Origin of the sequence: Congzhengia sp., from assembly GCF_037235575.1 — a bacterium.
Taxonomy (GTDB): Bacteria; Bacillota; Clostridia; order UBA1381; family UBA9506; genus Congzhengia; species Congzhengia minquanensis.
Genome location: NZ_JAXUNN010000031.1, coordinates 122,749 through 145,925 on the forward strand (window position 1 = coordinate 122,749; position 23,177 = coordinate 145,925).

The 23,177-nt window shown below is 42.8% G+C and carries 19 protein-coding genes and 1 tRNA gene; 15 read left to right on the forward strand and 5 right to left on the reverse strand.

Annotation, left to right across the window (positions count from 1 at the left end; all coding sequences use genetic code 11):
- Positions 1 to 69: 69 nt before the first annotated feature.
- From WIG73_RS07640 to WIG73_RS07665, 6 genes are all read left to right on the forward strand, one after another.
- A complete protein-coding gene (locus WIG73_RS07640; protein ID WP_337399979.1) occupies positions 70 to 1,386 on the forward strand; it encodes an alpha-L-fucosidase in 1,317 nt (438 codons plus the stop codon).
- 187 nt (positions 1,387 to 1,573) lie between these two features.
- Positions 1,574 to 3,124, forward strand: coding sequence for a hypothetical protein (locus WIG73_RS07645; protein ID WP_337399980.1), 1,551 nt, complete (start codon positions 1,574 to 1,576; stop codon positions 3,122 to 3,124).
- A gap of 164 nt (positions 3,125 to 3,288) precedes the next feature.
- On the forward strand, positions 3,289 to 4,494 hold the full coding sequence (locus WIG73_RS07650; RefSeq protein WP_337399981.1) for a DegT/DnrJ/EryC1/StrS aminotransferase family protein: 1,206 nt from the start codon (positions 3,289 to 3,291) through the stop codon (positions 4,492 to 4,494).
- Positions 4,491 to 5,228 (forward strand): sugar transferase, encoded by a 738-nt coding sequence (locus tag WIG73_RS07655; protein ID WP_337399982.1) that lies wholly within the window; start codon positions 4,491 to 4,493, stop codon positions 5,226 to 5,228. The genes WIG73_RS07650 and WIG73_RS07655 overlap by 4 nt, the downstream gene beginning before the upstream one ends.
- The gene (locus WIG73_RS07660; RefSeq protein WP_337399983.1) at positions 5,221 to 5,970 is read left to right on the forward strand and encodes a glycosyltransferase family 2 protein; all 750 of its coding nucleotides are present in this window, start codon (positions 5,221 to 5,223) and stop codon (positions 5,968 to 5,970) included. The genes WIG73_RS07655 and WIG73_RS07660 overlap by 8 nt, the downstream gene beginning before the upstream one ends.
- A 33-nt stretch (positions 5,971 to 6,003) precedes the next feature.
- Positions 6,004 to 7,908, forward strand: a complete 1,905-nt coding sequence (locus WIG73_RS07665; RefSeq protein ID WP_337399984.1) for a nucleoside-diphosphate sugar epimerase/dehydratase — start codon at positions 6,004 to 6,006, stop codon at positions 7,906 to 7,908.
- Between the two features lie 24 nt (positions 7,909 to 7,932).
- On the opposite strand, the gene WIG73_RS07670 is transcribed toward WIG73_RS07665, so the two are convergent.
- The 3 genes from WIG73_RS07670 to spoIVA form a co-directional block, all read right to left on the reverse strand.
- Positions 7,933 to 8,304 (reverse strand): DUF2752 domain-containing protein, encoded by a 372-nt coding sequence (locus WIG73_RS07670; protein ID WP_337399985.1) that lies wholly within the window; start codon positions 8,302 to 8,304, stop codon positions 7,933 to 7,935.
- Between the two features lie 8 nt (positions 8,305 to 8,312).
- Positions 8,313 to 8,660, reverse strand: a complete 348-nt coding sequence (locus WIG73_RS07675; protein ID WP_337399986.1) for a DUF4234 domain-containing protein — start codon at positions 8,658 to 8,660, stop codon at positions 8,313 to 8,315.
- 105 nt (positions 8,661 to 8,765) lie between these two features.
- Positions 8,766 to 10,244, reverse strand: a complete 1,479-nt coding sequence (spoIVA, locus tag WIG73_RS07680) for a stage IV sporulation protein A (protein WP_337399987.1) — start codon at positions 10,242 to 10,244, stop codon at positions 8,766 to 8,768.
- 233 nt (positions 10,245 to 10,477) lie between these two features.
- On the opposite strand from spoIVA, the gene WIG73_RS07685 reads away from it, so the two are divergent.
- The 9 genes from WIG73_RS07685 (at position 10,478) to WIG73_RS07725 (ending at position 22,297) form a co-directional block, all read left to right on the forward strand.
- Entirely contained in the window at positions 10,478 to 12,079 is a 1,602-nt protein-coding gene (locus tag WIG73_RS07685) for a Na+/H+ antiporter NhaC family protein (protein ID WP_337399988.1), read from the forward strand.
- A gap of 123 nt (positions 12,080 to 12,202) precedes the next feature.
- On the forward strand, positions 12,203 to 15,844 hold the full coding sequence (locus WIG73_RS07690; protein WP_337399989.1) for a hypothetical protein: 3,642 nt from the start codon (positions 12,203 to 12,205) through the stop codon (positions 15,842 to 15,844).
- A 123-nt stretch (positions 15,845 to 15,967) separates the two neighbouring features.
- The gene (gene ppdK, locus WIG73_RS07695) at positions 15,968 to 18,592 is read left to right on the forward strand and encodes a pyruvate, phosphate dikinase (RefSeq protein WP_337400002.1); all 2,625 of its coding nucleotides are present in this window, start codon (positions 15,968 to 15,970) and stop codon (positions 18,590 to 18,592) included.
- Positions 18,593 to 18,721: 129 nt separating this feature from the next.
- Positions 18,722 to 18,810, forward strand: a tRNA-Ser gene (locus WIG73_RS07700).
- 139 nt (positions 18,811 to 18,949) lie between these two features.
- Positions 18,950 to 19,327: a transcriptional repressor gene (locus tag WIG73_RS07705; protein ID WP_337399990.1), complete on the forward strand. Its 378-nt coding sequence runs from the start codon at positions 18,950 to 18,952 to the stop codon at positions 19,325 to 19,327.
- A gap of 74 nt (positions 19,328 to 19,401) precedes the next feature.
- Positions 19,402 to 19,965: a 6-carboxytetrahydropterin synthase gene (locus WIG73_RS07710; protein WP_337399991.1), complete on the forward strand. Its 564-nt coding sequence runs from the start codon at positions 19,402 to 19,404 to the stop codon at positions 19,963 to 19,965.
- A gap of 394 nt (positions 19,966 to 20,359) precedes the next feature.
- Positions 20,360 to 20,809, forward strand: coding sequence for an 8-oxo-dGTP diphosphatase (locus tag WIG73_RS07715; RefSeq protein WP_337399992.1), 450 nt, complete (start codon positions 20,360 to 20,362; stop codon positions 20,807 to 20,809).
- A gap of 260 nt (positions 20,810 to 21,069) precedes the next feature.
- A complete protein-coding gene (locus WIG73_RS07720; protein ID WP_337399993.1) occupies positions 21,070 to 21,627 on the forward strand; it encodes an N-acetyltransferase family protein in 558 nt (185 codons plus the stop codon).
- Positions 21,628 to 22,144: 517 nt separating this feature from the next.
- Positions 22,145 to 22,297, forward strand: coding sequence for a hypothetical protein (locus WIG73_RS07725; protein WP_249311693.1), 153 nt, complete (start codon positions 22,145 to 22,147; stop codon positions 22,295 to 22,297).
- A gap of 41 nt (positions 22,298 to 22,338) precedes the next feature.
- Here the strand turns inward: WIG73_RS07725 and WIG73_RS07730 are convergent, their stop codons facing one another.
- Together WIG73_RS07730 and WIG73_RS07735 are read right to left on the reverse strand one after the other, a co-directional pair.
- Positions 22,339 to 23,013, reverse strand: coding sequence for a P-II family nitrogen regulator (locus tag WIG73_RS07730; protein ID WP_249311692.1), 675 nt, complete (start codon positions 23,011 to 23,013; stop codon positions 22,339 to 22,341).
- Positions 23,010 to 23,162 carry a hypothetical protein gene (locus WIG73_RS07735; protein ID WP_337399996.1) on the reverse strand — a complete coding sequence of 51 codons (153 nt, stop codon included), beginning with the start codon at positions 23,160 to 23,162 and terminating at the stop codon, positions 23,010 to 23,012. The genes WIG73_RS07730 and WIG73_RS07735 overlap by 4 nt, the downstream gene beginning before the upstream one ends.
- Positions 23,163 to 23,177 lie beyond the last annotated feature (15 nt).

Below are 23,177 nucleotides of genomic sequence, written 5' to 3' on the forward strand. Positions count from 1 at the left end.
CCATAAAAACAATATATCATATTTCAAAGAAAATTTCAATGAAAAATGAGGGTAAAGGAGAGAATTTTTATGTCAAGCTATGTAACAAGAAAAACACCGGGCGACACGGCGTGGTTCACGCACGACCGTTTCGGCATGTTTATCCATTTTGGATTGTATGCAATGCCGGCCCGCCACGAGTGGATTAAAATGCGGGAAATGATTACGGAAGAGCACTATGACAAGTATTTTAAGTATTTTAACCCCGACATGTACGACCCGAAAGAGTGGGCGCGCCAGGCAAAGGCGGCCGGAATGAAATATGTGGTGCTAACCACAAAACACCACGAAGGATTTTGCCTGTTTGACTCAAAGTTTACGGATTACAAATCCACAAATACGCCGTTTGGACGCGACATTGTCCGCGAATATGTAGAAGCGTTCCGTGCAGAGGGGCTGCACATTGGTTTTTATTACTCTCTAATCGACTGGCATCACCCGGAATTTCCAATTGACATGATTCACCCCAGAAGGGAGGATGCAAATGCGGAGGAATTAAGCCGCGGCAGGGACGTACATAAATATGCGGAATATATGCGGAATCAGGTGACAGAGCTGTTAACAAACTATGGGAAAATAGATGTGCTGTGGTTCGATTTTTCATACTCCAACCATGAAGTTCCTGAAAAGTCCCCCTGGATGAAAGGTAAGGGCAAAGATGACTGGGAGGCGGAGAAACTAATTCAAACTGCAAGAGAATTGCAGCCGGGAATTATTATTGACAACCGCACTGAAATTGAACAGGACTTGTGGACACCGGAGCAGTATCAGCCTCTTTCCTGGGTCCGCCATGCAGAAACCGGTGAGCTTGTTACGTGGGAAGCCTGCCAGACTTTTTCCGGCTCCTGGGGATATTTTCGTGACGAAATGACATGGAAATCGCCTGAAATGCTTGTTCAAATGCTGATTAACACTGTATCAATCGGCGGAAACCTGCTGATGAATGTGGGACCAACCGCAAGAGGCTATCTTGATTACCGGGCGGAAAACGCGCTGAAGGTGTATGCGGACTGGATGAAATATCATTCCCGTTCTATTTACGGCTGCACCATGGCGGAACCGGAATTTCAAGAACCGCGGGGATGCCGTCTTACACAGTCTGTTGACGGAAAACGGCTTTATATCCACCTTTGTGAATATCCATATAAATTTTTAGAGCTTCCCGGATATGCCGGAAAAGTGGACTATGCACAGCTGCTAAACGATGGAAGCGAGCTGAAAATGACGGAGAACGAAGTGCAGCATTTCAGCGAGGGCAGAAGCAAATCAGACGACCTTTTGGTAATTGAGCTGCCTGAGGTGAAGCCTCCGGTTATCGTGCCTGTAATTGAGCTCTTCTTAAAATAATTTTTTAAAGAAAATGCGGTAGTTTTTATTTCCGCATTTCTTTTTTTTGCTTACATAAATTTATGAAAATGCAAGAAAATAACGGTATGTATGTAACGCACTTGTCAAAATAAGTAAAATTAACTTGAATCACACTTTTTTATGTGGTATAATTGTCCTTAAAAAAAGAAACAGCAGGAGGTAAAATATGGAGAGGTCGAGTTGGAGCTCAAGGTCTACATTTATTCTGGCCGCGGTGGGGTCAGCCGTAGGGCTTGGCAATGCGTGGCGTTTTCCGGGATTGGTGGCCAAGCACGGAGGGGGCGCGTTTTTATTTGTATATCTGATTGCAATGGTGTGTTTAGGGATACCGCTGCTCATGATGGAAATTTCCATCGGCAGAAAAATGCGTTCCGGCGCGCCGGGAGCACTGCGGGGCATTAACAAAAAGGCAGAATGGATTGGCTGGGCCGCGACCAGCAATGCATTTATCATAGCGTGCTACTACGCAGTGGTTTTCGCCTGGGTAATTTTAATGGTATTTATGAGCTATAAGTTTGCCGCGTTTACAAATCTGCCGGATATGTCGGAACGGCTGAACGCCGCGAAAAACCTTTGGGCTCAGACAATTCAGACCACTGGAACGGTAACCGGCTGGTCTACCATTTCAATTCCGGTTATAATTTGTCTTCTAATTGCATGGGGCCTGATTTATTACTGTATCAGAAACAGCGCCCACAGCGTTGGCAAGGTAATAAAATATATTGTATTCATGCCCATTATTATTTTAGTGATTATGGCAATTAAGGGTCTGTCCATGGACGGGGCAATGGAAGGCATAAAACGTTTGTTTATCCCCGATTTCAATGCGCTTACTTCGCCGGGGATATGGGTAGATGCCTTTGGCCAGGTATTTTACAGCATGTCTGTTATGATGGCGATTATGTTCGCATATGGTTCCTATTTGAGTGATGACTCCAACATTGCTGTAGACGGCCTGATTATTGCGTTTTCCGACATTGCAGTCAGCCTGCTGGCGGGCGTGGTAATGTTTTCTACCATGGGCGGCACCGGCATGTTGGATAACATGTCTGCTTCTGGCGTTTCCACAGCGTTTATGATTTATCCCCAGACAATTGTCAGCTTAACAAATGTTGGTTGGTTTAACGCACTATTTGGCGTGTTGTTCTATTTATGCCTGGTTACCCTGGCAATCGACTCCGCGTTCTCCATTGTGGAAGGTGTTTCGTCGGCCATATCAGATAAGTTTGGCTTTCAATTGAAAAAAACCACAATCGGAGTTTGCATTGCGGCTGGAATTATCTCGCTGGTGTTCACAACGGGTGCCGGAATGGCTTATGTCGATATTGTTGACAACTGGACAAATCAGTATAACATGGTGATTGTCGGCGTTTTGGAATGTATTGCTGTGGGATATATGTTTAAAACATCTAAGGTTTTGCACGAAGTGAACAGGAACACAGGCAAAATTAAAATGCCATCCTGGTGGTTTAACGCGGCAATTAAAGTGATTGCACCCCTGCTTTTAACCATCTTGGTGTGCTGGAATTTGGGTTCGCTGTTTACAAGCGGCGGAATTTACGGCGCGGCAGACGGCTATACTCTGGCCTCAAACATCTGGGCAGGCTGGATTATTACAATTCTAGCGTTTTTAAGCGGCGCAATTGTGCGCATCATTGTAAAGCGGAACAAAAAGTTTCGGGAGCGGGAAGAAAACTTTAAGGCATGGGAAGATTAAGAAAAAGCACCTTAACATTCATTGTTAAGGTGCTTTTTCTTTCTTTTTATATTTGTAAGAAAAGGTTGAAATCAAAAAAAATATGTGCTATAATTAATAAATAAGATAAAAGCCTGAAGTTGTGTAAATAAATCGTATGGGTTTTCGGTCAGGAGCGTTATAAAATGTATAGAGACATACCCTTTTCACCGCCCGATATAACGGATTTGGAAATTTCAAATGTGATAGATGTTTTAAGAAGCGGTTGGATAACCACCGGGGCACAGACAAAATTGTTTGAAAAGAAATTAGCTGAATCTTGCACGACTGAAAAAGCGGTGTGCCTAAACTCCGCCACGGCCTGCATGGAACTGGTTCTGCGCATGTTTGGAATTGGACCGGGGGACGAGGTTATCACCTGCAGCTATACATATACTGCAAGCGCAAGCGTGGCCTGTCATGTGGGTGCAAAGCTTGTTTTAGTAGATGCACAGACAGATGATTTTCATATGGATTATGACAAGCTGGCCGAAGCCATTACAGAAAATACAAAAGCCATAATCCCCATTGATATTGCAGGCATACCATGCGACTACGACAGAATCTATGAAATTGTAAATTCTAAAAAACAGTTGTTTCATGCAAAAAATCAATATCAGGAGGCTCTTGGCAGAATTTTGGTGCTGGCAGATTCCGCACATGGTTTCGGCGCGTCTTATAAGGGCAAAAAAAGCGGCGCTGTGGCCGATTTTACCTGTTTTTCCTTTCATGCGGTGAAAAACATTACCACCGGCGAGGGCGGGGCGATTACCTGGAGACCGGACATTGGATTAGACAGTGGCGATATTTATAAACAGTTTATGCTTCTGTCCCTGCACGGACAGTCGAAAGACGCGTGGGCGAAACTTAAACCAAGCTCATGGGAATATGATGTGATTTTACCCGGCTACAAATGCAATATGACGGACATTTCCGCGGCGATTGGATTGGGACAGCTTGAGCGCTATGATGGCCTATTAAAAAAACGCAAAAAGCTGATACAGGCATACAATGACAATCTGCCGCAGGATAAAATTACCGTTTTGCAGCATGACACAGAAAACCAAAGTTCCAGCGGTCATTTATACCTGACGCGGCTTAAGGGTAAAAATTTAGATTTCCGGAACCGGTTTATTCAGCAGATGAGTCAGGCAGGTGTAGCATGCAACGTGCACTATAAACCGCTTCCAATGCATACGGCATATAAGCAAATGGGTTTTAACATTCAAGATTTTCCGAACTCCTATGCACTTTTTGAAAATGAAGTGACGCTCCCGTTAAACTCGAAAATGACGGTTGAAGATGTTTGTTACGTTGCAGAACATGTAAGGAGGCTTTTGCTAAGCCTATGAGAATTTTAAAAAAGTTTGGTTGTCTGCCTGAGCAAATGCAGAATTCTGCTGTTTTGGAGTATTACACAGCGCTTCGCAAAAAAATGTTTTGGCTCTTTTTAAAACGCATATTCGACATTGTTGTTTCCGTTCTTTTCATATGCGTTCTTCTGCCGCTGTTTCTTGCTGTTGCGGCCGCAATCAAGCTTGATTCTTTTGGAAAAATTATTTACAAACAGAGCCGCATTACCCAATATGGCAGGAAATTTAAAATTTATAAATTTCGTACAATGGTAGAAAAGGCAGACACCTTGGGCACTTTAGTGACCGTTGGGAACGACCCGCGTATCACCCGGGTTGGAAAAGTTTTAAGAAAATACAGGATAGATGAAATTCCGCAGCTGTTTAACATTTTGTTAGGAGACATGAGCTTTGTGGGAACGCGGCCTGAGGTTGAAAAGTATGTAAATTGTTACACAGACAAAATGATGGCAACGTTGCTTTTGCCTGCAGGCGTAACATCTTCAGCAAGCATTTATTATAAGGATGAGAGCCAGCTTTTGGCCCAGACAGAGAACGTAGATGAAACTTATGTTCAAAAAATTCTGCCGGCAAAAATGAAATATAATCTTCAATATATAGAAAATTTTAGTCTTTGGAACGATTTAAAAATCATGGTAAAGACGGTTTTTGCCGTTTGCGCCAACAAAAAAATAGACTTGCCGGAGAACAGAAAGGCAGATGTAAATGCATAAACTCGTTTCGGTCATCACGCCAACATTCAACTGCGGGGCCTATATTTTAGAAACAATTCGGTCTGTTCAGGCTCAGACTTTTGATAACTGGGAAATGATTATTGCAGACGACTGTTCCGCTGACGATACGAAAGAAATTGTTGGACAGGCCTGCGAAAAAGACCCCAGAATAAAATATGTCCGGCTTAAAACAAATTCCGGTGCAGCCGTCGCAAGAACGGAGGCCATGAAGCTGGCAAAGGGAAATTACATGGCCTTTTTAGACAGCGACGACCTTTGGAAACCGGAAAAGCTGGAAAAGCAGCTTGCGTTTATGGAGGAGAACCGCTATCCGTTTACTGCAACTGCTTATGAAAAGATTGATGAATCTGGCCGCAAGCTGAATAAAATTGTGAACGTTATTGACAGGACAAGCTATAACCGTTTGCTGTTGGATTGTCCTATAGGAAACTCCACAGTGATGTATGATGTGGATAAAATGGGGAAGTTTGAAGTTCCAAACATTAAAAAACGCAATGACGATGCATTGTGGCTTAAAATGTTAAAACAGGAAAAATATATTTATGGTCTGCATGAGGTTTTAATGGAATACCGCGTCCGCCCTAATTCCATTTCCAGCAATAAGCTGTCATTGGTAAAATATCATTGGAAGCTTTACCGCGAAATTGAACATTTGAGCGTATTACGGTCTGCGTTTCACATCGTTGTGTGGGGAGCGCTGAAAATATTTCATATAAAATAGACGATCAAACAGGAAAGTGAGAAGTGATTAGAAATGGAATACCTGAATAAATTATTTCGGAACAGATATCTGCTGTTAATGGATGTTTTGCTATCTGTCCTTGCCTATGCCATTGTGATTATCCTTATGTTTCCGGTTGCGTCATTTGGCGCTTATTTTATTGATAGTCTGCCCTCCATTGCGCTGACAGTTTGCGTCTTTGCTTCCATTCTTTTTATTTTCGACATGTATAATGTATATTGGATGTATGCCAGCATTAAAGAATACTTAAAGCTTTTAACAGCTTGCGTTACGGCATGCGCCGTTAGCATGCTTGTTGATATTTTTCTGCTGCACAGCGCTTTAATTTATCCTAAATTTTGCCTGGCGGCAAAATTTGCCGTGATGTTTTTAATCCTTGCATTGCGGTTTTCCATCAGAGTTTTGCAAAAGCTGTCCAACGTTTCGGCAGACAAGGAAGGAAAGCGCGTACTTGTTATTGGAGCCGGCCAGCTATGTGCAATGCTGCTGCGTGACATCCGCGACAACAAACATCTGCACTACAATGTTGTCGGCCTGATTGACGACGACAAGGTAAAGAAAAACCAGGTGATGTGCGGCGCAAAGGTGCTTGGCGGTCGCAGTGAAATTGAACGGATTTGCCGGGAGAAGATGGTGGAGGAGATTGTTTTCGCTATTTATACGCTGCCGCTTTCGGAGAAAAAGGAGATTTTAGAAATTTGCACGAAAACCGGCTGCAAGGTTAAAGTGATGCCGGGAATTGAAGCGGTGTTGTCGGGTAATTTTGGTTTTAACAGCATGCGAAATATTGAAATTGAAGACTTGCTGGAACGTGAACCTGTGAAATTTGATAACAATTTGATAAAAGAGGATTTATGCGGAAAAACCGTTTTGGTTACGGGCGGCGGCGGTTCCATTGGTTCTGAGCTGTGCCGGCAGATTATACCGTTTCGTCCGAAGCTGCTGATTATTTTGGACATTTATGAAAATACCACATATGAGCTGCAAAATGAGCTGATGGAAAAATATCCGGATCAGCAATTAGAAGTTCTAATTGCGTCCGTCCGGGACAAAAAACGTTTAGATGACATTTTTTCCGTTTACCGTCCGGAAATTGTGTTTCATGCGGCAGCCCACAAACATGTTCCGCTGATGGAATATAGCCCGTGCGAAGCGGTGAAAAACAATGTTTTCGGCACGCTGAATGTTGCAAAATGCGCAGACGAATTTGGCGTAAGGCGGTTTGTAATGATTTCCACTGACAAGGCTGTTAACCCAACAAACGTTATGGGCGCGACAAAGAGAATGTGTGAAATGATTATTCAAACAATGGCGGCGGAAAGCAAAACGGAATTTGTCGCCGTGCGGTTTGGAAATGTTTTAGGTTCAAACGGGTCGGTTATCCCCCGATTTAAAAAGCAAATTGCAGCAGGCGGGCCGGTTACGGTTACGCACCCTGAAATCACACGGTTTTTTATGACGATTCCCGAGGCGGCGCGGCTTGTAATTCAGGCGGCGGTTAACGCGCAGGGGGGAGAAATATTTGTGCTGGACATGGGAGAGCCAGTGAAAATTTATGACTTGGCGCAAAAGATGATTCGGCTTGCAGGTTTTCAGCCTGAAGATGACATAAAAATTGAGTTTACAGGCTTAAGGCCCGGCGAAAAGCTTTATGAAGAACTTTTGATGAATGAAGAAGGGCTTCGCAAAACAGAGCACAGTAAAATTTTTATTGGCAGCCCCATTGCAATTAACCACAACGAGCTTCAGCATAAGCTGCAGATTCTGTCCATTGCTTTAAACATAGGAGACGACGCAATAAAAGAAGCGTTAAAAGAGGTTGTGCCCACTTTTGTTCCGGAACAGGCACAGGAGGAGCACGAAAGCGAGCAGGACTATGCCGCTTTATCGAACTCTGCCACGGTTGCGGTGTCTTAAATAAAAAAATACAAAAAAACGGGATTATCCGAAATTTCGGATAATCCCGTAAATCATTAACAGAACAATTTCAACTGACAAAATTATTTTGGAAACTGTGCTCAAACGTCTATCTCCGCTTTTTATGTATCGGATTGTTTCAGCCAAATACAGTGCCAGCAAGACAGGAAGCGTAACAAAAATGACCGGATTATGGGAAAACGCATCTGCAAAATCAAACTTTGCTAAGGCCACAAACATTCCCGTAATGCCGCAGGAGGGACAATATAGCCCCGTAGCCAAATGAAACGGACAGGGAACGGAAAGCCCGGTCAGCCGAATAAACATTAGATATGCCAAGCCGAACAACAGCACGGCGAGCAATCGTTTTATTTCTTTTGTCAGCCTTGCTTTCATAAAATGTTTTAAGCTGCAATTGCTTTGTTTACAGAATCCTGCATCAGCGCATAGGAAACAATGCTCAGCCCGAAGAACGATAAAATCAGGTATATAATTCCCCTGCTCTGAGCGGGCCAGCCCTTGTTTATATAAATTCCGTCCAGCTTTTCGCCCATTTTATACATCCAGTAAAACAGATAAATGCCGCAGGACAAAATGGAAAACAAAAACGCCATTCCGCCGGTTGTTGCCATTCGGTCGTCCGCTAAGTAGTTGATTTCATCGTTCAGCTTAATAAACCAGTAAATTCCGTAAATACCGCAGGTAATCACGCTTAAAACAATAGAAATTGCAATTTCCCTTCTTTGTATCATACAAGCCGCCCTCATTTCTTAATTTTAAATACACAACATTTCTGCTGTAATTATATCATAGGAAACAATGGAGTGTCAAGTGCTGCGGCCGGGGTATGTCAAATTTTAGAGAATAATGCAAATCAAACCGCCGCTGCCCTCGTTAATAATCTTCTGTAGTGTTTCCTGAAGCTTCACCTGGGCCTCGTCAGGCATTCTTCCCAGCTTGTTGTGCAGCCCTTCGTTCACTAGTTCGTGAAGGGATTTTCCGAAAATGTTCGACTGCCAAATTTGCTTTGGATCTGTTTCAAATTCCTGGAGCAGATAGTGCACCAGTTCTTCAGACTGTTTTTCCGTACCCACAATGGGGCTTACTTCTGTCTGAATTTCCGCTTTAATCATGTGGATTGAGGGTGCTGACGCTTTCAGCTTCACGCCAAATCTGCTTCCTTGTCTTACAATTTCAGGCTCTTCTAAGCTCATTTCATCAATGGTGGGCGTAACAATGCCATAGCCTTTGTTTTCAACCTCTTTCAGCGCCACAGCTACCTTGTCATATTCCCGCTTAATTTCAGACATTTGTGTAAGGAGCGACAAAAGCTTATCTTCCCCGTCAATGTCAAATCCGGAGGTTTCTTTTACAATTTTATAGAACAGGTCTCCAGGGGTAGTGACGGAAATTGAGGCTTTTCCCGTGCCCAAATCAATGTTTGCCGTTTCTGCAGCTTCAATGAATTCGCAGGTACACATTTTTGCCGCCGCATCTTTTAAATTGTTTAAGGTAATAATATCTTCAGCAGCGGAAAGAACAGCTTCATAAATGCCTTTTTTTATTCTGTGCTCATCGGCTAACGCGTCAATCCATTTCGGCAAATCCACGCTGATTTCTCTCACAGGGAAGGTTAAAAGCACCTGCTTCATAATTTCCCTGATTTCCCGCTCTGTGAGAGCCAAACAGTTTACTGCCACCACCGGAGCATGATATTGTTCTTCTAAATAGGTTCTCAAATCCTCTGTTTCGGGCTTGTCGGGATATTTTGTGTTTAATAAAATCACAAAGGGTTTGCCCATTTTGGTAAGTTCTTCAGCAACCCGCGCCTCGGCTTCCACGTAGTCCTCTCTGGGAATATCGGTGACGCTGCCGTCGGTGGTTACCAAAATTCCAATGGTGGAGTGGTCGCAGATTACTTTTTTTGTACCAATTTCAGCAGCCTCGCCAAAGGGAATGGGATCCTCAGACCACGGTGTTTGCACCATTCTCGGCACATCGTTTTCAATGTGGCCCAGGGCGCTGTTTACAATGTAGCCCACACAGTCAATCATTCTGACCTTCATTTTTGCATTGTCGTCAAAGGTAATTTCAACCGCTTCATTGGGAATGAATTTTGGTTCTGTTGTCATAATCGTTTTTCCGCCGGCGCTTTGGGGCAGTTCGTCCTGTGCACGCTCCTTTGAGTTTAAGTCGCCAATATTCGGAATGACAAACAGATCCATGAACTTTTTAATAAAGGTCGATTTCCCTGTCCGAACCGGTCCTACAACGCCCAGATAAACATCGCCTCCTGTGCGTTCGGCAATATCCTGATAGATATTATATTCAGCCATACATATTCCTCCATCGTTGTGATTTATTGTTTGTACATAGTATGAAAAGATCTGTTTTTTTATGACTGTTTGTCTTAAATTAATTTCATATAGAAAATTGCATAAAAAATTTCTGCTATTGCCAATAAAATTGTTGACTTTTGGCAATTTTCATAATATAATTGTAAAAGATTGGTGAATTCCTGTAATTTTTAGGAAACCGCTGCTAAAAAACTTACAAAGGGGAAACGAAAATGAAACGTAAAACCATTGTCGGAGTTATTTTTGGAATTCTTGCGGTGGCAGTATTTGCTTTGTTGGCGTTTACTGTGAACAACGGTGACGCGGAAAGCACAAGCCGTTATTCTGCTACCTTTATGTCGCTGTTGCCGCCGGTTATCGCAATCGGGCTGGCACTTATCACAAAAGAGGTTTACAGCTCTCTGTTTATTGGAATTGCGGCAGGCGGATTGTTATCTACAAACTTCCGTCCTGTAGCTGCAATGGACAATATTTTGAACGAAGGCCTAATTGCAGCAGTTTCCGGAACAGCCGGTATCTTTATTTTTCTTGTTGTTCTGGGAATTTTTGTGGCGCTGATCAATAAGGCGGGCGGCTCTGCAGCATTTGGAAAATGGGCCCAAAAACATATTAAGTCAAAAACAGGCGCATCGATGGCTACCTTTATTCTGGGAGTTCTCATTTTTATTGACGACTATTTTAACTGCCTTACCGTTGGGTCGGTTATGCGCTCGGTTACAGACAGCCACAAAATTTCAAGAGCAAAGCTTGCATATCTGATTGACGCAACGGCAGCTCCCGTTTGCATGATTGCGCCGATTTCCTCCTGGGCTGCGGCGGTATCAAGCTATGTGCCCGAAGGACAGGGATTGTCACTGTTCATAAAAGCGATTCCGTATAATTTTTATTCGCTTCTCACCTTTGTGTTTATTATCGCAATTACACTAATGAAGTTTGATTACGGCTCCATGAAGCTGCATGAAAAAAATGCTGAAAAAGGTGATTTATTCACAACCGGTGATAGGGTGGAACAAAATAATGAAGACCATTCACCGCGCGGAAAAGTGATTGACTTAATTCTTCCCGTTATTGTGTTAATTGCGATTTGCATTTTATCGTTGCTTTATGTCGGTGGAATGTGGTCTGGTGAATCATTTATTAATGCGTTTGCCAATACTGACGCAACGGTTGGTTTGCCGTGGGGCGGAATTATTGCGCTGATTGTTGCTATTTTCTATCTGCTGTGCAGAAGAGTTGTTACGTTTAAAGAAGCAATGGAATGTGTGCCAAAAGGCTTTATTGCAATGGTTCCCGCAATTTTAATTTTGACATTTGCAACGTCGCTCAAAAATATGACCGGCCTTCTTGGCGCCGCTGATTATGTCGGCGGCATTATGGAAGGTGCAGCGGCAGGCCTTTCTTATTTCCTGCCAGCAATCATTTTTGTTGTGGCTGTAGGACTTGCGTTTGCAACCGGAACCTCCTGGGGAACTTTCGGCATTTTAATTCCTATCGTTATGGCGGTGTTCCCCAACGACAGCAGCATGATGGTCATTGGCGTTTCTGCCTGCCTTGCAGGTGCGGTTTGCGGTGACCACTGTTCACCCATTTCCGACACCACAATTATGTCGTCTGCCGGCGCGGAGTGCAACCATATTAATCACGTGTCCACGCAGCTGCCATATGCGCTGACTGTTGCGGCCGTATCTTTCGTTTCCTATATTATAGCAGGCTTTGTTCATAATTGGCTTATTGTGCTTCCCATTGCAATTGTGCTGATGCTTGCAACCCTGTTTGTTATTAAGGCGGCTGCCAAACGAAAAATTGCAGAATAAATTTAAAAACTCGAAAGCGTCCGGTTATTTTGCCGGATGCTTTCTTTGTTATTGACACGTTGTATATTTTATGCAATAATTGACTTATAAAGTATTCAATTTAAGGAAGGTATGGTAGCGTTCATGAAAAAGTATGTGTGGTTGGTTCTATCATTTGTTTTGTTGCTTACGCTGTGCCCCATTTTCCCGGCTGCGGCCGATATATCGGACGAGGGCTATGCCTGCTACCAGTTTGAAGACGGCCTGCCGGAAGGTGTCAGGCTTGTAAATGCGACTGGGAAAATTCAGTTCGGCGGGGTGTATGGTAAGGGCCTTTTGGTTACTGCAGACAGCGGTGAGCCGAAAGTTCTGCTGCCTTTTTTTTCTGAGTCAAATGTGGTTTACAGCTTTTCCGTCTGGATAAAATCCACCGGAAGCGTTGCTTTTTTTATTGAAGACCGAGCGGTGACAAACATACAAACCACAGAGGGGGAAGATGGCTGGACGCAGTTTCGCGGCAGTTGTCAAGCTTTGGACGACGGGAGCTTCAATCAATTTTTAACAATTTCCGGCGAGGAAGACTTTTTGGTTGACGATTGCCTTATTTTGTCTGAAAAATATCACGAGACGGCAATTGCAGGAAATCTGGTTTCAAACGGCAGCTTTGAAGCGGATTTAGCAGGCTGGAAATTGGGCAGCGAAGGGTCAAGAATCGAGGACGGGGCAAACGGCACACACCACGCTATCAGCACAACGGTGAATTATGACTGGGACTGTGCAAAAACACAGGTGGATATCCGGTTCGGCAGAAAATATAAATTAACCTGGTATGCAAAAGCCATTTCAGATGATGCAGATGGCCTTGACATGAAATATATTTTTGACCGCGCGCCATACATGACTGATGACAGAACACCGAAATACAGCGAGCACATTGTGGGAGCCTTGACGAAAGAGTGGCAAAAGTTTGAAGTTGTACATCAGGATGCAAACAACACGCCGGACCAGTGTCTGGCTGATCTTTATTTCCGTGCCGGTTCAGGGAAAGACAGAGTCACGTTTGCTGTAGATGAAATAAACATTGAAGAAATTGACGATTCCTATGAGGTGCCGTCGCAGGTTACGGTTTCCGGCGATGAACTAAATCAACAGCACATTACGGCGACATTTGGAAAAAAAGGAAGCGCTGTGGGGATTTACTACCGGATTATGAAAAAATTCGGTGATGGCTTTGCTATTATGGACAACGGCTATACCGAGGATCAAACGGCGGTGAAATTTGATTTGCCCGAGAATTTCGCAGGCCTTTGCCGGGTGGAAATCAACGCTGTGGACGTTTATGGAATTGTAGGAAAAACGTTTTATTCTACGTGGAAGCCAAAGGGCGAAGCGTTGTTAGAACAGAAAATTATAACCAATATTAATGAAGAAATTTGGACCGACACAACAAAATCGTTAACTGCTGAAACGGTTTGCAGGGGAGCAGGGGACGGGAACATGCTGATGTCTGCCTTTGCCGTTTATAATGATAAGGGCGCGTTAACGGGAATTGAAACGGCAGATGTTGAAAACATTGCCGGAAACGAAGTGCCCTTGTCTGTTGCAGTTGGCAGCGATGATCATCGCGCAAAATTTATGCTGTTTAACAAAAAAAACCTTGCTCCTGTAAAGCAGGAAGATGAGCTGACAAAGACAACCTCTGGCAGCTTCTTATATGTTGATGCGGAAAACGGCAGGGACTTTAACAGCGGAGAAGCGGGAAAACCCTTAAAATCGTTAAGCGGCGCAAAGGTAAAGGTGCGCGAACTGTTAAAAACCGCTTCGGAGGATATATACGTAATCTTTAAAGAGGGGGAATATCCATTCGGAAGCGCAGTGACTTTTACACCCAACGACACGTCTGACACTTTAAAAATTCACTACATTTCTGAAAAGAAAGGCAAGGCAAGCTTCAGCGGCGGGCGGGAAGCAACCAATTTTTCATTGTGGAGCGAAGAAAAGAATATTTACAGGTCTTATGTGGGCACAGATGTTGAAACACGGCAGCTGTTTGTTGACGGTATTCGTGCCACCCGTGCGAAAAGCAGCGGCAAGCTGAAAGACGCTGTAAATTTAGGCAATGAGGGAGTGGGATACACCACAACAGACACCTCGCTGTTAGAGTTTAAGCATATTGAAGACCTGGAGTTTGTGTTTTATGAGGATTGGACCAACTCTTACTGCGGCGTTGACAATGTGACAGACAATGGGGACGGAAGCGTAACCGTGGCAATGGAGCCTGAAGGCTGGGGGTACCAGTGGAAAAAGGGCAACTGTCTGCCCACGGTTCCCGAATATATTGAAAACGCGCTGGAGCTGTTAGACGAGGAAGGGGAATGGTATTTAGACAGGCACGAGGGTTATCTGTATTATAAGCCCCGGGTGTTTGAAAACATGAACGAGGTTCGCGTGGTGATGCCGGTTTGCGAAAAGATGCTGAATTTAAACGGAAATTCGGCTTTTGATGTAATTCGCAACTTAGAATTTCGTGGGCTTGTTTTTGAGAATACCACGTGGAATGTCCCCAGCAGACCCGGTGGTTTTTGTTGCGGCCAGAACAACGGATATACCGGCGGAGAAGAGCAGTTTATCCCCGGAGCAGTGAACGTGGACAACGCGAATAACATTAGCTTTGTAAACTGCCGTTTTACACGGCTTGGCATGACTGGACTGAAAATGACAGGCGGCCTGAAAAACTGCAAAGTGGTTGGCAACGAGTTTTATGACATCTCCGGCGGCGCGCTTGTGGTGGGCGATGTAGCGAAAAACAACGCGAGTGACCCGAAAGACCCGGCTTATTATGTGGAAAATATTGACGTGATGGACAACTATATGCATAAAATTGCGGTGGACTATAAAGGCGGTGCGGCGCTCTCAACCGGCTTTCCAATAAACAGCAGGATAAACAACAACGAAATTTACGATACCTGTTACAGCGGAATGCACTTAGGCTGGGGCTGGAACTCCTACACCAAAACGGTTACAGAGGACTTTACGGTAAAACAAAACTACATTCATAAGGTGATGAACACAAAAATATTTGACGGCGGAGGCGTTTACTTTTTGGGCCGCACCAACGGGTCGGAAGAACACCCCAACGTGTTTGCAGAAAACTATCTGTACGATACCGGCAACTGCTACGGCATGATTTATCCCGACAACGGATCAACGAATTGGGACATTTTAAGCAACGTGGTGGATTTAAACAAAAATCCCGTGTGGTACAGAAAAAATGACAGAACGCCTGAAAACATTGTGATGCCTGCCAGATGGCTGCATATTCATATGAGCACGATTACAGATATTTATTTGAAAAACAACTATACAACCTCAGACGAAAACTTAAACAATGGAATTTATAATGTAAAGGTAGAGGACTTGCATGTCCACAACGATGCAGACTGGCCCCAGGAGGCGCTGGACATAATTGAACGTGCAGGCGTAACGCCAAAATACAGCGACAATTTCCGCTGCGGCCTTCAGGAGGTTAACGCATCCGGAGCCGTTACACTGAAAACAGGAGAAACAACGGAATTGAACCTTTTTGTTCAAACTGGAAAAGAAAAGCTTTATCACAGTGCAAACTACGAAATTTATATGGTGAGCAGCGATGAAAATATTGTCAGTGTAAATGGGCAAGCTATTACAGGCTTGCGTGCCGGTTCGGCAGAAATTACTGCGTATGTAAAAGAAGAAGATATTTTACAAACCAAAAAAATCCAGGTCACAGTTGAAAATCTTTCGTAAAATGTAAAAAAAAAATTGATTTTTTATGGATTTATGATATAATGTAATATGGCGTGGGTAAATCTGCCAAACATTTGTTAAAAATATCGGTCAGACCGATTAAAAAATAGGAGGTTTTTATTGATGAAGTATGTTTATCAGTTCAGCGAAGGTAACAAAGAAATGCGCAACACCCTTGGCGGCAAAGGCGCGAACCTCGCGGAAATGACAAGCCTGGGATTACCTGTTCCCCAGGGTTTCACAGTGTCTACAGAGGCTTGTACCCGTTATTATGATGACGGAAGAAAGATCAGCGAAGACATTGAAAAAGAGATTATGGAAAACATCGAAAAGATGGAAAAAGTTACAGGAATGAAATTCGGCGATGTTGAAAATCCCCTTTTGGTTTCTGTTCGTTCCGGTGCGAGAGCTTCTATGCCCGGTATGATGGATACCATTTTAAATCTCGGTTTGAATGAAGAAGTTGTTGAAACGTTAGCAAAAAAATCTGGTAACCCGCGCTGGGCTTGGGATTGCTACAGAAGATTTATTCAGATGTATTCCGACGTTGTAATGGAAGTTGGCAAAAAATATTTTGAGCAGCTCATCGACGAAATGAAAGAGAAGAAGGGTGTAACCCAAGACGTTGAGCTCACAGCAGATGATTTAAAAGAGCTGGCAAACCAGTTTAAAGCAGAATATAAATCGAAAATCGGTGAAGACTTCCCGACAGACCCGAAAGAACAGCTCATGGGCGCAATTAAAGCCGTGTTCCGTTCTTGGGACAACCCCCGTGCCAATGTTTACAGACGTGACAACGACATCCCTTATTCTTGGGGAACGGCTGTTAACGTGCAGATGATGGCGTTTGGTAACATGGGCGACACCTCGGGTACCGGCGTTGCATTTACAAGAAACCCGGCAACCGGCGAAAAGAAGCTGTTCGGCGAATTTTTAATGAATGCCCAGGGCGAAGACGTTGTTGCTGGTGTTAGAACACCTCAGCCCATTGACCAGTTAAAAGAGGTTATGCCGGAGGTGTATGACCAGTTCGTTGAAATTTGCCATAAGCTTGAGAACCACTATAGAGATATGCAGGATATGGAGTTCACCATTCAGGACAAAAAGCTTTATATGCTGCAGACCAGAAATGGTAAGAGAACTGCTGCTGCCGCTTTAAAAATCGCTTGCGATTTGGTTGACGAAGGCATGATTTCCGACAAGGAAGCAGTTGCAATGATTGACCCGAGAAACCTGGATTCTTTGCTCCATCCGCAGTTCGACGCTGCCGCAATTAAAAAAGCAGAGCCGATTGGCAAAGCTTTGGCTGCATCTCCCGGTGCTGCCTGCGGTAAAGTTGTGTTCACGGCAGAAGACGCAAAAGAGTGGGCTTCCCGCGGTGATAAAGTTATTTTGGTTCGTCTTGAAACCTCTCCGGAAGACATTGAAGGCATGAAAGCCGCTCAGGGTATTTTAACCGTCCGCGGCGGAATGACGTCACACGCAGCGGTTGTTGCCCGCGGTATGGGAACGTGCTGTGTATCCGGCTGTTCTGCAATTAACATGGATGAGGATAACAAAAAGTTCGAACTGGCAGGAAAGACATTCCACGAAGGCGACGTTATTTCTATCGACGGTTCAACCGGTAACATCTATGATGGTGCTATCCCTACAGTTGACGCTTCTATTGGCGGCGAATTCGGCAGAATTATGGATTGGGCAGATAAATATAGAACGCTCCAGGTTCGGACAAATGCGGACACGCCTGACGACGCAAAACGCGCAAGAGCGCTGGGCGCAGAGGGAATTGGCCTTTGCCGTACAGAGCATATGTTCTTTGAAAGCGACAGAATTGCTGCAATTCGTGAAATGATCTGCTCCGACACCGTTGAACAGAGAGAAAAGGCTTTGGCAAAGCTTGAGCCCATGCAGCAGGGAGACTTTGAGGCTCTTTACGAAGCAATGGAAGGCGACGGCGTTAACATTCGTTTCTTAGATCCCCCGCTTCATGAGTTTGTTCCCACAGAAGAAAAAGACATTGAACTGCTTGCTAAAACACAGGGTAAAACAGTTGATGAAATTAAAGCAATCATTGCCGGTTTGCACGAGTTTAACCCCATGATGGGACACCGTGGCTGCCGTCTGGCTGTAACATATCCTGAAATCGCTGCAATGCAGACAAGAGCGGTTATCAAGGCGGCTATCAATGTTTCTAAAAAGCATCCAGACTGGAACATTGTTCCTGAGATTATGATTCCGCTGGTTGGTGAAGTAAAAGAGCTTGCATTTGTGAAAAAGACGGTTGTTGAAACTGCTGATGCAGAAATTAAGGCTGCCGGCTCTAACTTAAAATATAAAGTCGGCACAATGATTGAAATTCCAAGAGCTGCCCTGACCGCTGATGAAATTGCAAAAGAAGCTGAGTTCTTCTCGTTTGGTACCAATGACCTGACCCAGATGACTTTTGGCTTCTCCCGTGATGATGCTGGCAAGTTCTTAGATTCTTACTACGACAATAAAATTTATGAAAATGACCCGTTCGCAAAAATTGACCAGGTTGGCGTAGGCAAACTGGTTAAAATGGCTTGTGACTTGGGCAAACAGACCAGACCGGATATTAAGCTCGGCATCTGCGGCGAACACGGCGGCGATCCGTCTACCGTTGAATTCTGCCACAATGTTGGCTTGACCTATGTTTCCTGTTCGCCGTTCCGCGTGCCGATTGCACGTTTGGCAGCAGCACAGGCAAAAATTAAGGCTGATAAATAATTTATATTAAAAAATAAAGTGAGGCTTTGCCTTGCTTTATTTTTTTTATAGAAAAGCAAAAAAAGAGTTGATTTTTTTCTAAAAATAGTGTATTATATATATTGTTGTGTTTCTTTAAAAACATAATATGGACGGGTATCGAAGTGGTCATAACGGGGCTGACTCGAAATCAGTTTGCGGGCAACCGCACGTGGGTTCGAATCCCACCCCGTCCGCCAGCGCCTTGAAACATTTGTGTTTCAAGGCGTTTTTTAATTGCTTTTTATTATTAAAAATAAAAAATATCTATTGACAAAATTTACTTAATAGTATATAATACTAATAAGTAAAAGATACTAAATAGGAGAATATATGGTAATGAAACGCAAAACAATTCAGCAAACGTTAGTTTTTGAAGCGGTAAACCAGTTAAAGAGTCATGTCACTGCAGATGAAGTCTACGATGCAGTCAAAAAAGAACATCCCAGTATCAGCAGAGGGACAGTCTACCGCAATCTGAACCAGTTGTCTGAAAATGGAGCAATTCAAAAGGTAGAAGTTTTAGGCGGTGCAGACCGTTTTGATTTCCAATGCCATAAACATCATCATGTAAGGTGTTTAAAATGCGGCAAAATCTTTGACGTAGACATGGAGTATGTTGATGGCTTGGAAAATAACATTAGAAATACCCGTGGGTTTGAATTCAGCGGTTATGATATTATGTTTAAGGGCCTTTGTCCAAAATGTGCGAAATAAACCATATTTATCAATTAATTAGGTGTATGCGGACACAAAAAATCCGTAAATAAAATACAAAAAGGAGAATTACTATGAGAAGCATTACAACACTAGACCTACAATATGCACACAGATTTTACGGTTTTAAAGGGGAAGCGCAATACTTACACGGACATACAGGAGTTTTAACGATTGAAGTGGAAGATTCTGTTGAACCAGGCGTTAACATGGTTTTTCCTTGCAATGAAATTCAAAAAACCGCATGGGCAGTTCTTAAAAACTTTGACCATGCACTGGTTTTAAGAGAAGATGACCCTCTGCTGCCTGCCATTCTCGACGTTTATGAAAAGCAGGGCATTAAAAATGGTGCGCCAAATAACCAGATGAAAGGCCCCGCTTTTCAGACAGAGCTTGCAACCGCATATCCGGACTGTCGGTTGGTGGTTACGAAAGAAACTATGACGGTTGAGGGCATGATAAAAATGGTTTATGATCTGCTAAAGGATAAACTGAATATCGCCAAAATTACATTTACCAGCGGCGTAAACGCGGCTTCGGCAGAATTTGAAACAAAGAACAAAATAGACCGCTGTCCGTTGTGTGGCATTGCTTTAAACGAAAACGGAATTTGCCCCAAGTGCGGCTATAAAAAATAGTATTATATTTTTTAGCTGTGCAACGAGCAAAATGCCCCAAACCCGTATAAATGCTTGATTTTCTGATATATACAACTGCGATTTCAAATGTTCAAAATAACACTTTGACGCTTTTTTGCCGCCCTAACTCAATAAGGCAATATGAAGTGAGATGGGCAGATATAAGAAAAATCATACTATTCGAGGGCGGAAGCACTCGTTGCTTTCGCTCTCTTGTCGCCAATGAGCAGGGGCGGGCACACTTGTCAACGGCGGGCGAAGTCCGTTCATCTCGACTGTTGACGAGGACATCTGTCTCTGCTACTTCGTGTGAATACAAAGAAATAATGGAAAAATTCATATATAAGTGCTATAATTTAAGAAAATAAACTGGAATTCTGCGGAGGAGTCTACAATGGAACGCACGGAAAAGGTGGAACTTACAGCGTTATGTTTATTGCATCAAAATGGACAATATTTGTTACAAGACAGAGTGAAGAAAGATTGGAAAGGATTTACCTTACCTGGTGGACATGTAGAACCAGATGAGTCTATAGTTGATGCCATTGTTCGAGAAATGAAAGAAGAAACAGGGTTGACGATTACAAATCCAAGATTATGTGGTGTAAAACATTTTCCGATTGACGAGGGACGATATATTGTTTTTCTTTTTGAGGCAACTCAGTATGAAGGAGAACTTTGTTCTTCTGATGAAGGAAGAATGCATTGGATTAAAATAGAAGAACTTGATAAAATTAACCTGGTTAATGATTTTTATGATTTGATTGACGTAATGCTTAATGAAAATTTAAGCGAATTTCAATATGTTATTGAAAATAAGAAGTGGAATATCATCAAGAAGTAGATCGATAGCTAATTCCGGTTCGGTATGGGGCTGGGAGATTCCCAACAAGCAAAAATCTCTCTTACTGTCGCACGTGAGAAAGAGTGATTTTTACGGAAAGGGTCCCCCTTTCCTATGCTTGCTACGAAACTTTTCACATTCATTTTTGTCCTTTGAATCGAAAGGAAATGGAAATAGAGGATTGTATTGCTGATATACTATTTGCAAGTATGTGGTTTTGAGAATACACAAACTTCGAAGTTGACGAAGAGGTAAAAGAAATGGAGATAAGAATTGCCACGGTTGATGATGCGGGTGCTATCAGAGAAATATATGCTCCTTATATTATGAATACAGCAATATCCTTTGAATACGAAATTCCGGATATAGAAGAATTTCAGACCAGAATCAGTAATACACTGAAAGAATATCCTTATCTTGTTGCTTGGAAAAATAGTGAGATTGTAGGTTATGCTTATGCAAGCTCGTTTCACTCCAGAAAAGCATATAAACATTCAGCAGAATTATCTGTTTATATAAAACAAAATTGTAGAGGGCTTGGTATAGGTGGTAAGTTATATCGGGAGCTTGAAAAAATACTGATTCGTCAAAATGTATATACGGTTCATGCTTGTATTGCAAGCCCTGAAGGAAAAGATTTACATCTTACAGATGATAGCGAGAAATTCCATGCAAAAATGGGATTTGAAATTGTAGGAAGACATTATAAATGTGGATATAAATTTGGAAAATGGTATAGTATCATCTGGATGGACAAGGTTATATCTGAAAGGTTAGATAATCCAGCTGCTTTTGTCCCATTTAGTCAATTAGAGTAAAACATTATCGCTTGAAATTTACAGCTTTCTCAGTAGAAGGACAAACAAAAAGAACGGGCGTAGCAACGGGTGTAGTGTTCACACATCCGTTTTGTCATGAGCTCAGAGAATAGGTTTAGTTACGTAGTTAAATGGCAATAAAGCCATAAATATCAATATTCAAAGAATCCTTGATTTTAGGCACTTTCAAGCATTTTCTATAAACACGTACAAGGACTTATAAGACAATATTTGTCTATAAAATCAATAAAAAACAGTAACATAATGTTGCGCGCAAAAAAAACACTCTTTTAAGAGTGTTTTTTTTGCATTTATTTTCAAATTGTTTTTATGAAATTTTGGAGCAAACTATGTGTGGAGGTGCTTTTCAAATGCCGAGGAAAGACAATGTTTATAATGAATATGTAAGTTTTCAAAAAGATAATTTAGAAAACAAGGGAAAACTAAAAAGCCAGAATACAAGACACAATACGAAAAAAGAAGCACTTGGCCCGAACACGAGGAGGAATGTTTACTAATGGCAAAAAAGGGTATGAGAAGATATCAGCCGGGAGATATTCACGGCGGTAGAAATCATAACGAAGATGACAAGCCTAAAAATGACGTTCCGCCTGTTCCTGAAATTCAGGGCAAGGCAAAACACGGCAATAAAAAAGCAGGCCCCATGTAAAAAAACATGCTGCACTCAAATAGAGTGCAGCATGTTTCGTTTTACAGCCCCATTATTTCATCAACCGGAAGTGCAAGAACAAGAGCGCGGCTTTCTGTGTTAATTCCCGCAACCTCGGTTATTTGTTTCATTATTGCATTTTTGTTGCCGCTTTCGGCTAAAATTGCCAAGATGTCTTTTTCGGGCTGAATGGTAAACCCGAAAATATTTTCCACATCCTCAAACCCTACGCGTCTTGCATGAAGCAGGGTTCCGCCGGTAGCTCCGGCGCTTTTGGCCGCGTCCATAACAATGTCCACATTGCCGCGATTTAAAATAGTTAAAATCAGTTCAAATTTTTTATCATTTTCCATAACTGTTTCCTCATTTTCCACTAAATTTTCCGGCTTGCAAAGAATTTGCGGAACCCGCGCGCTTACAGATGAAAGCGGAATTGTAAACACAATTCCTTTGCCTGGCTTATCCAACTGAAAATGATTGGTAATCCCTTTTAAAACAGAGGGGATTTTGCTTTTGGGTGCCATTGTGAGTACAACATCTTTTTCTGTTTCCTCTAGACCCAAATAGTCCAAAATTTCAGATGTGGCCGTTCCCATTCCGAGGCAGATGAAATCATAGTGGAGCTTGTTCCGTTTGTAATAGTCCACCATTTTAGAACCCTCGCCGCGTCTTGTAATGGTTACAATCAATTTAATTCTGTCGGCATTTACATTCATGCGCCTGCCTCCTCGTCTATGGTGTAGTCGATAATTTCATCTGTGATAAATTCAATCTCATTCGGTTTGATGTCTGTTGCTGTTTTCACCTTTCTGTTATAAAGAAAACCCAGTGCCTGAATGGTGATGAGCGGAGTCATTGCAACCAATGCAACAAATCAAAA

Bases quoted from the DNA above. Each gene is read 5' to 3' on its own strand.
- WIG73_RS07640 (WP_337399979.1), top strand. From the start codon at position 70: ATGTCAAGCTATGTAACAAGAAAAACACCGGGCGACACGGCGTGGTTC.
- WIG73_RS07645 (WP_337399980.1), top strand. From the start codon at position 1,574: ATGGAGAGGTCGAGTTGGAGCTCAAGGTCTACATTTATTCTGGCCGCG.
- WIG73_RS07650 (WP_337399981.1), top strand. From the start codon at position 3,289: ATGTATAGAGACATACCCTTTTCACCGCCCGATATAACGGATTTGGAA.
- WIG73_RS07655 (WP_337399982.1), top strand. From the start codon at position 4,491: ATGAGAATTTTAAAAAAGTTTGGTTGTCTGCCTGAGCAAATGCAGAAT.
- WIG73_RS07660 (WP_337399983.1), top strand. From the start codon at position 5,221: ATGCATAAACTCGTTTCGGTCATCACGCCAACATTCAACTGCGGGGCC.
- WIG73_RS07665 (WP_337399984.1), top strand. From the start codon at position 6,004: ATGGAATACCTGAATAAATTATTTCGGAACAGATATCTGCTGTTAATG.
- WIG73_RS07670 (WP_337399985.1), bottom strand. From the start codon at position 8,304: ATGAAAGCAAGGCTGACAAAAGAAATAAAACGATTGCTCGCCGTGCTG.
- WIG73_RS07675 (WP_337399986.1), bottom strand. From the start codon at position 8,660: ATGATACAAAGAAGGGAAATTGCAATTTCTATTGTTTTAAGCGTGATT.
- spoIVA (WP_337399987.1), bottom strand. From the start codon at position 10,244: ATGGCTGAATATAATATCTATCAGGATATTGCCGAACGCACAGGAGGC.
- WIG73_RS07685 (WP_337399988.1), top strand. From the start codon at position 10,478: ATGAAACGTAAAACCATTGTCGGAGTTATTTTTGGAATTCTTGCGGTG.
- WIG73_RS07690 (WP_337399989.1), top strand. From the start codon at position 12,203: ATGAAAAAGTATGTGTGGTTGGTTCTATCATTTGTTTTGTTGCTTACG.
- ppdK (WP_337400002.1), top strand. From the start codon at position 15,968: ATGAAGTATGTTTATCAGTTCAGCGAAGGTAACAAAGAAATGCGCAAC.
- WIG73_RS07705 (WP_337399990.1), top strand. From the start codon at position 18,950: ATGAAACGCAAAACAATTCAGCAAACGTTAGTTTTTGAAGCGGTAAAC.
- WIG73_RS07710 (WP_337399991.1), top strand. From the start codon at position 19,402: ATGAGAAGCATTACAACACTAGACCTACAATATGCACACAGATTTTAC.
- WIG73_RS07715 (WP_337399992.1), top strand. From the start codon at position 20,360: ATGGAACGCACGGAAAAGGTGGAACTTACAGCGTTATGTTTATTGCAT.
- WIG73_RS07720 (WP_337399993.1), top strand. From the start codon at position 21,070: ATGGAGATAAGAATTGCCACGGTTGATGATGCGGGTGCTATCAGAGAA.
- WIG73_RS07725 (WP_249311693.1), top strand. From the start codon at position 22,145: ATGGCAAAAAAGGGTATGAGAAGATATCAGCCGGGAGATATTCACGGC.
- WIG73_RS07730 (WP_249311692.1), bottom strand. From the start codon at position 23,013: ATGAATGTAAATGCCGACAGAATTAAATTGATTGTAACCATTACAAGA.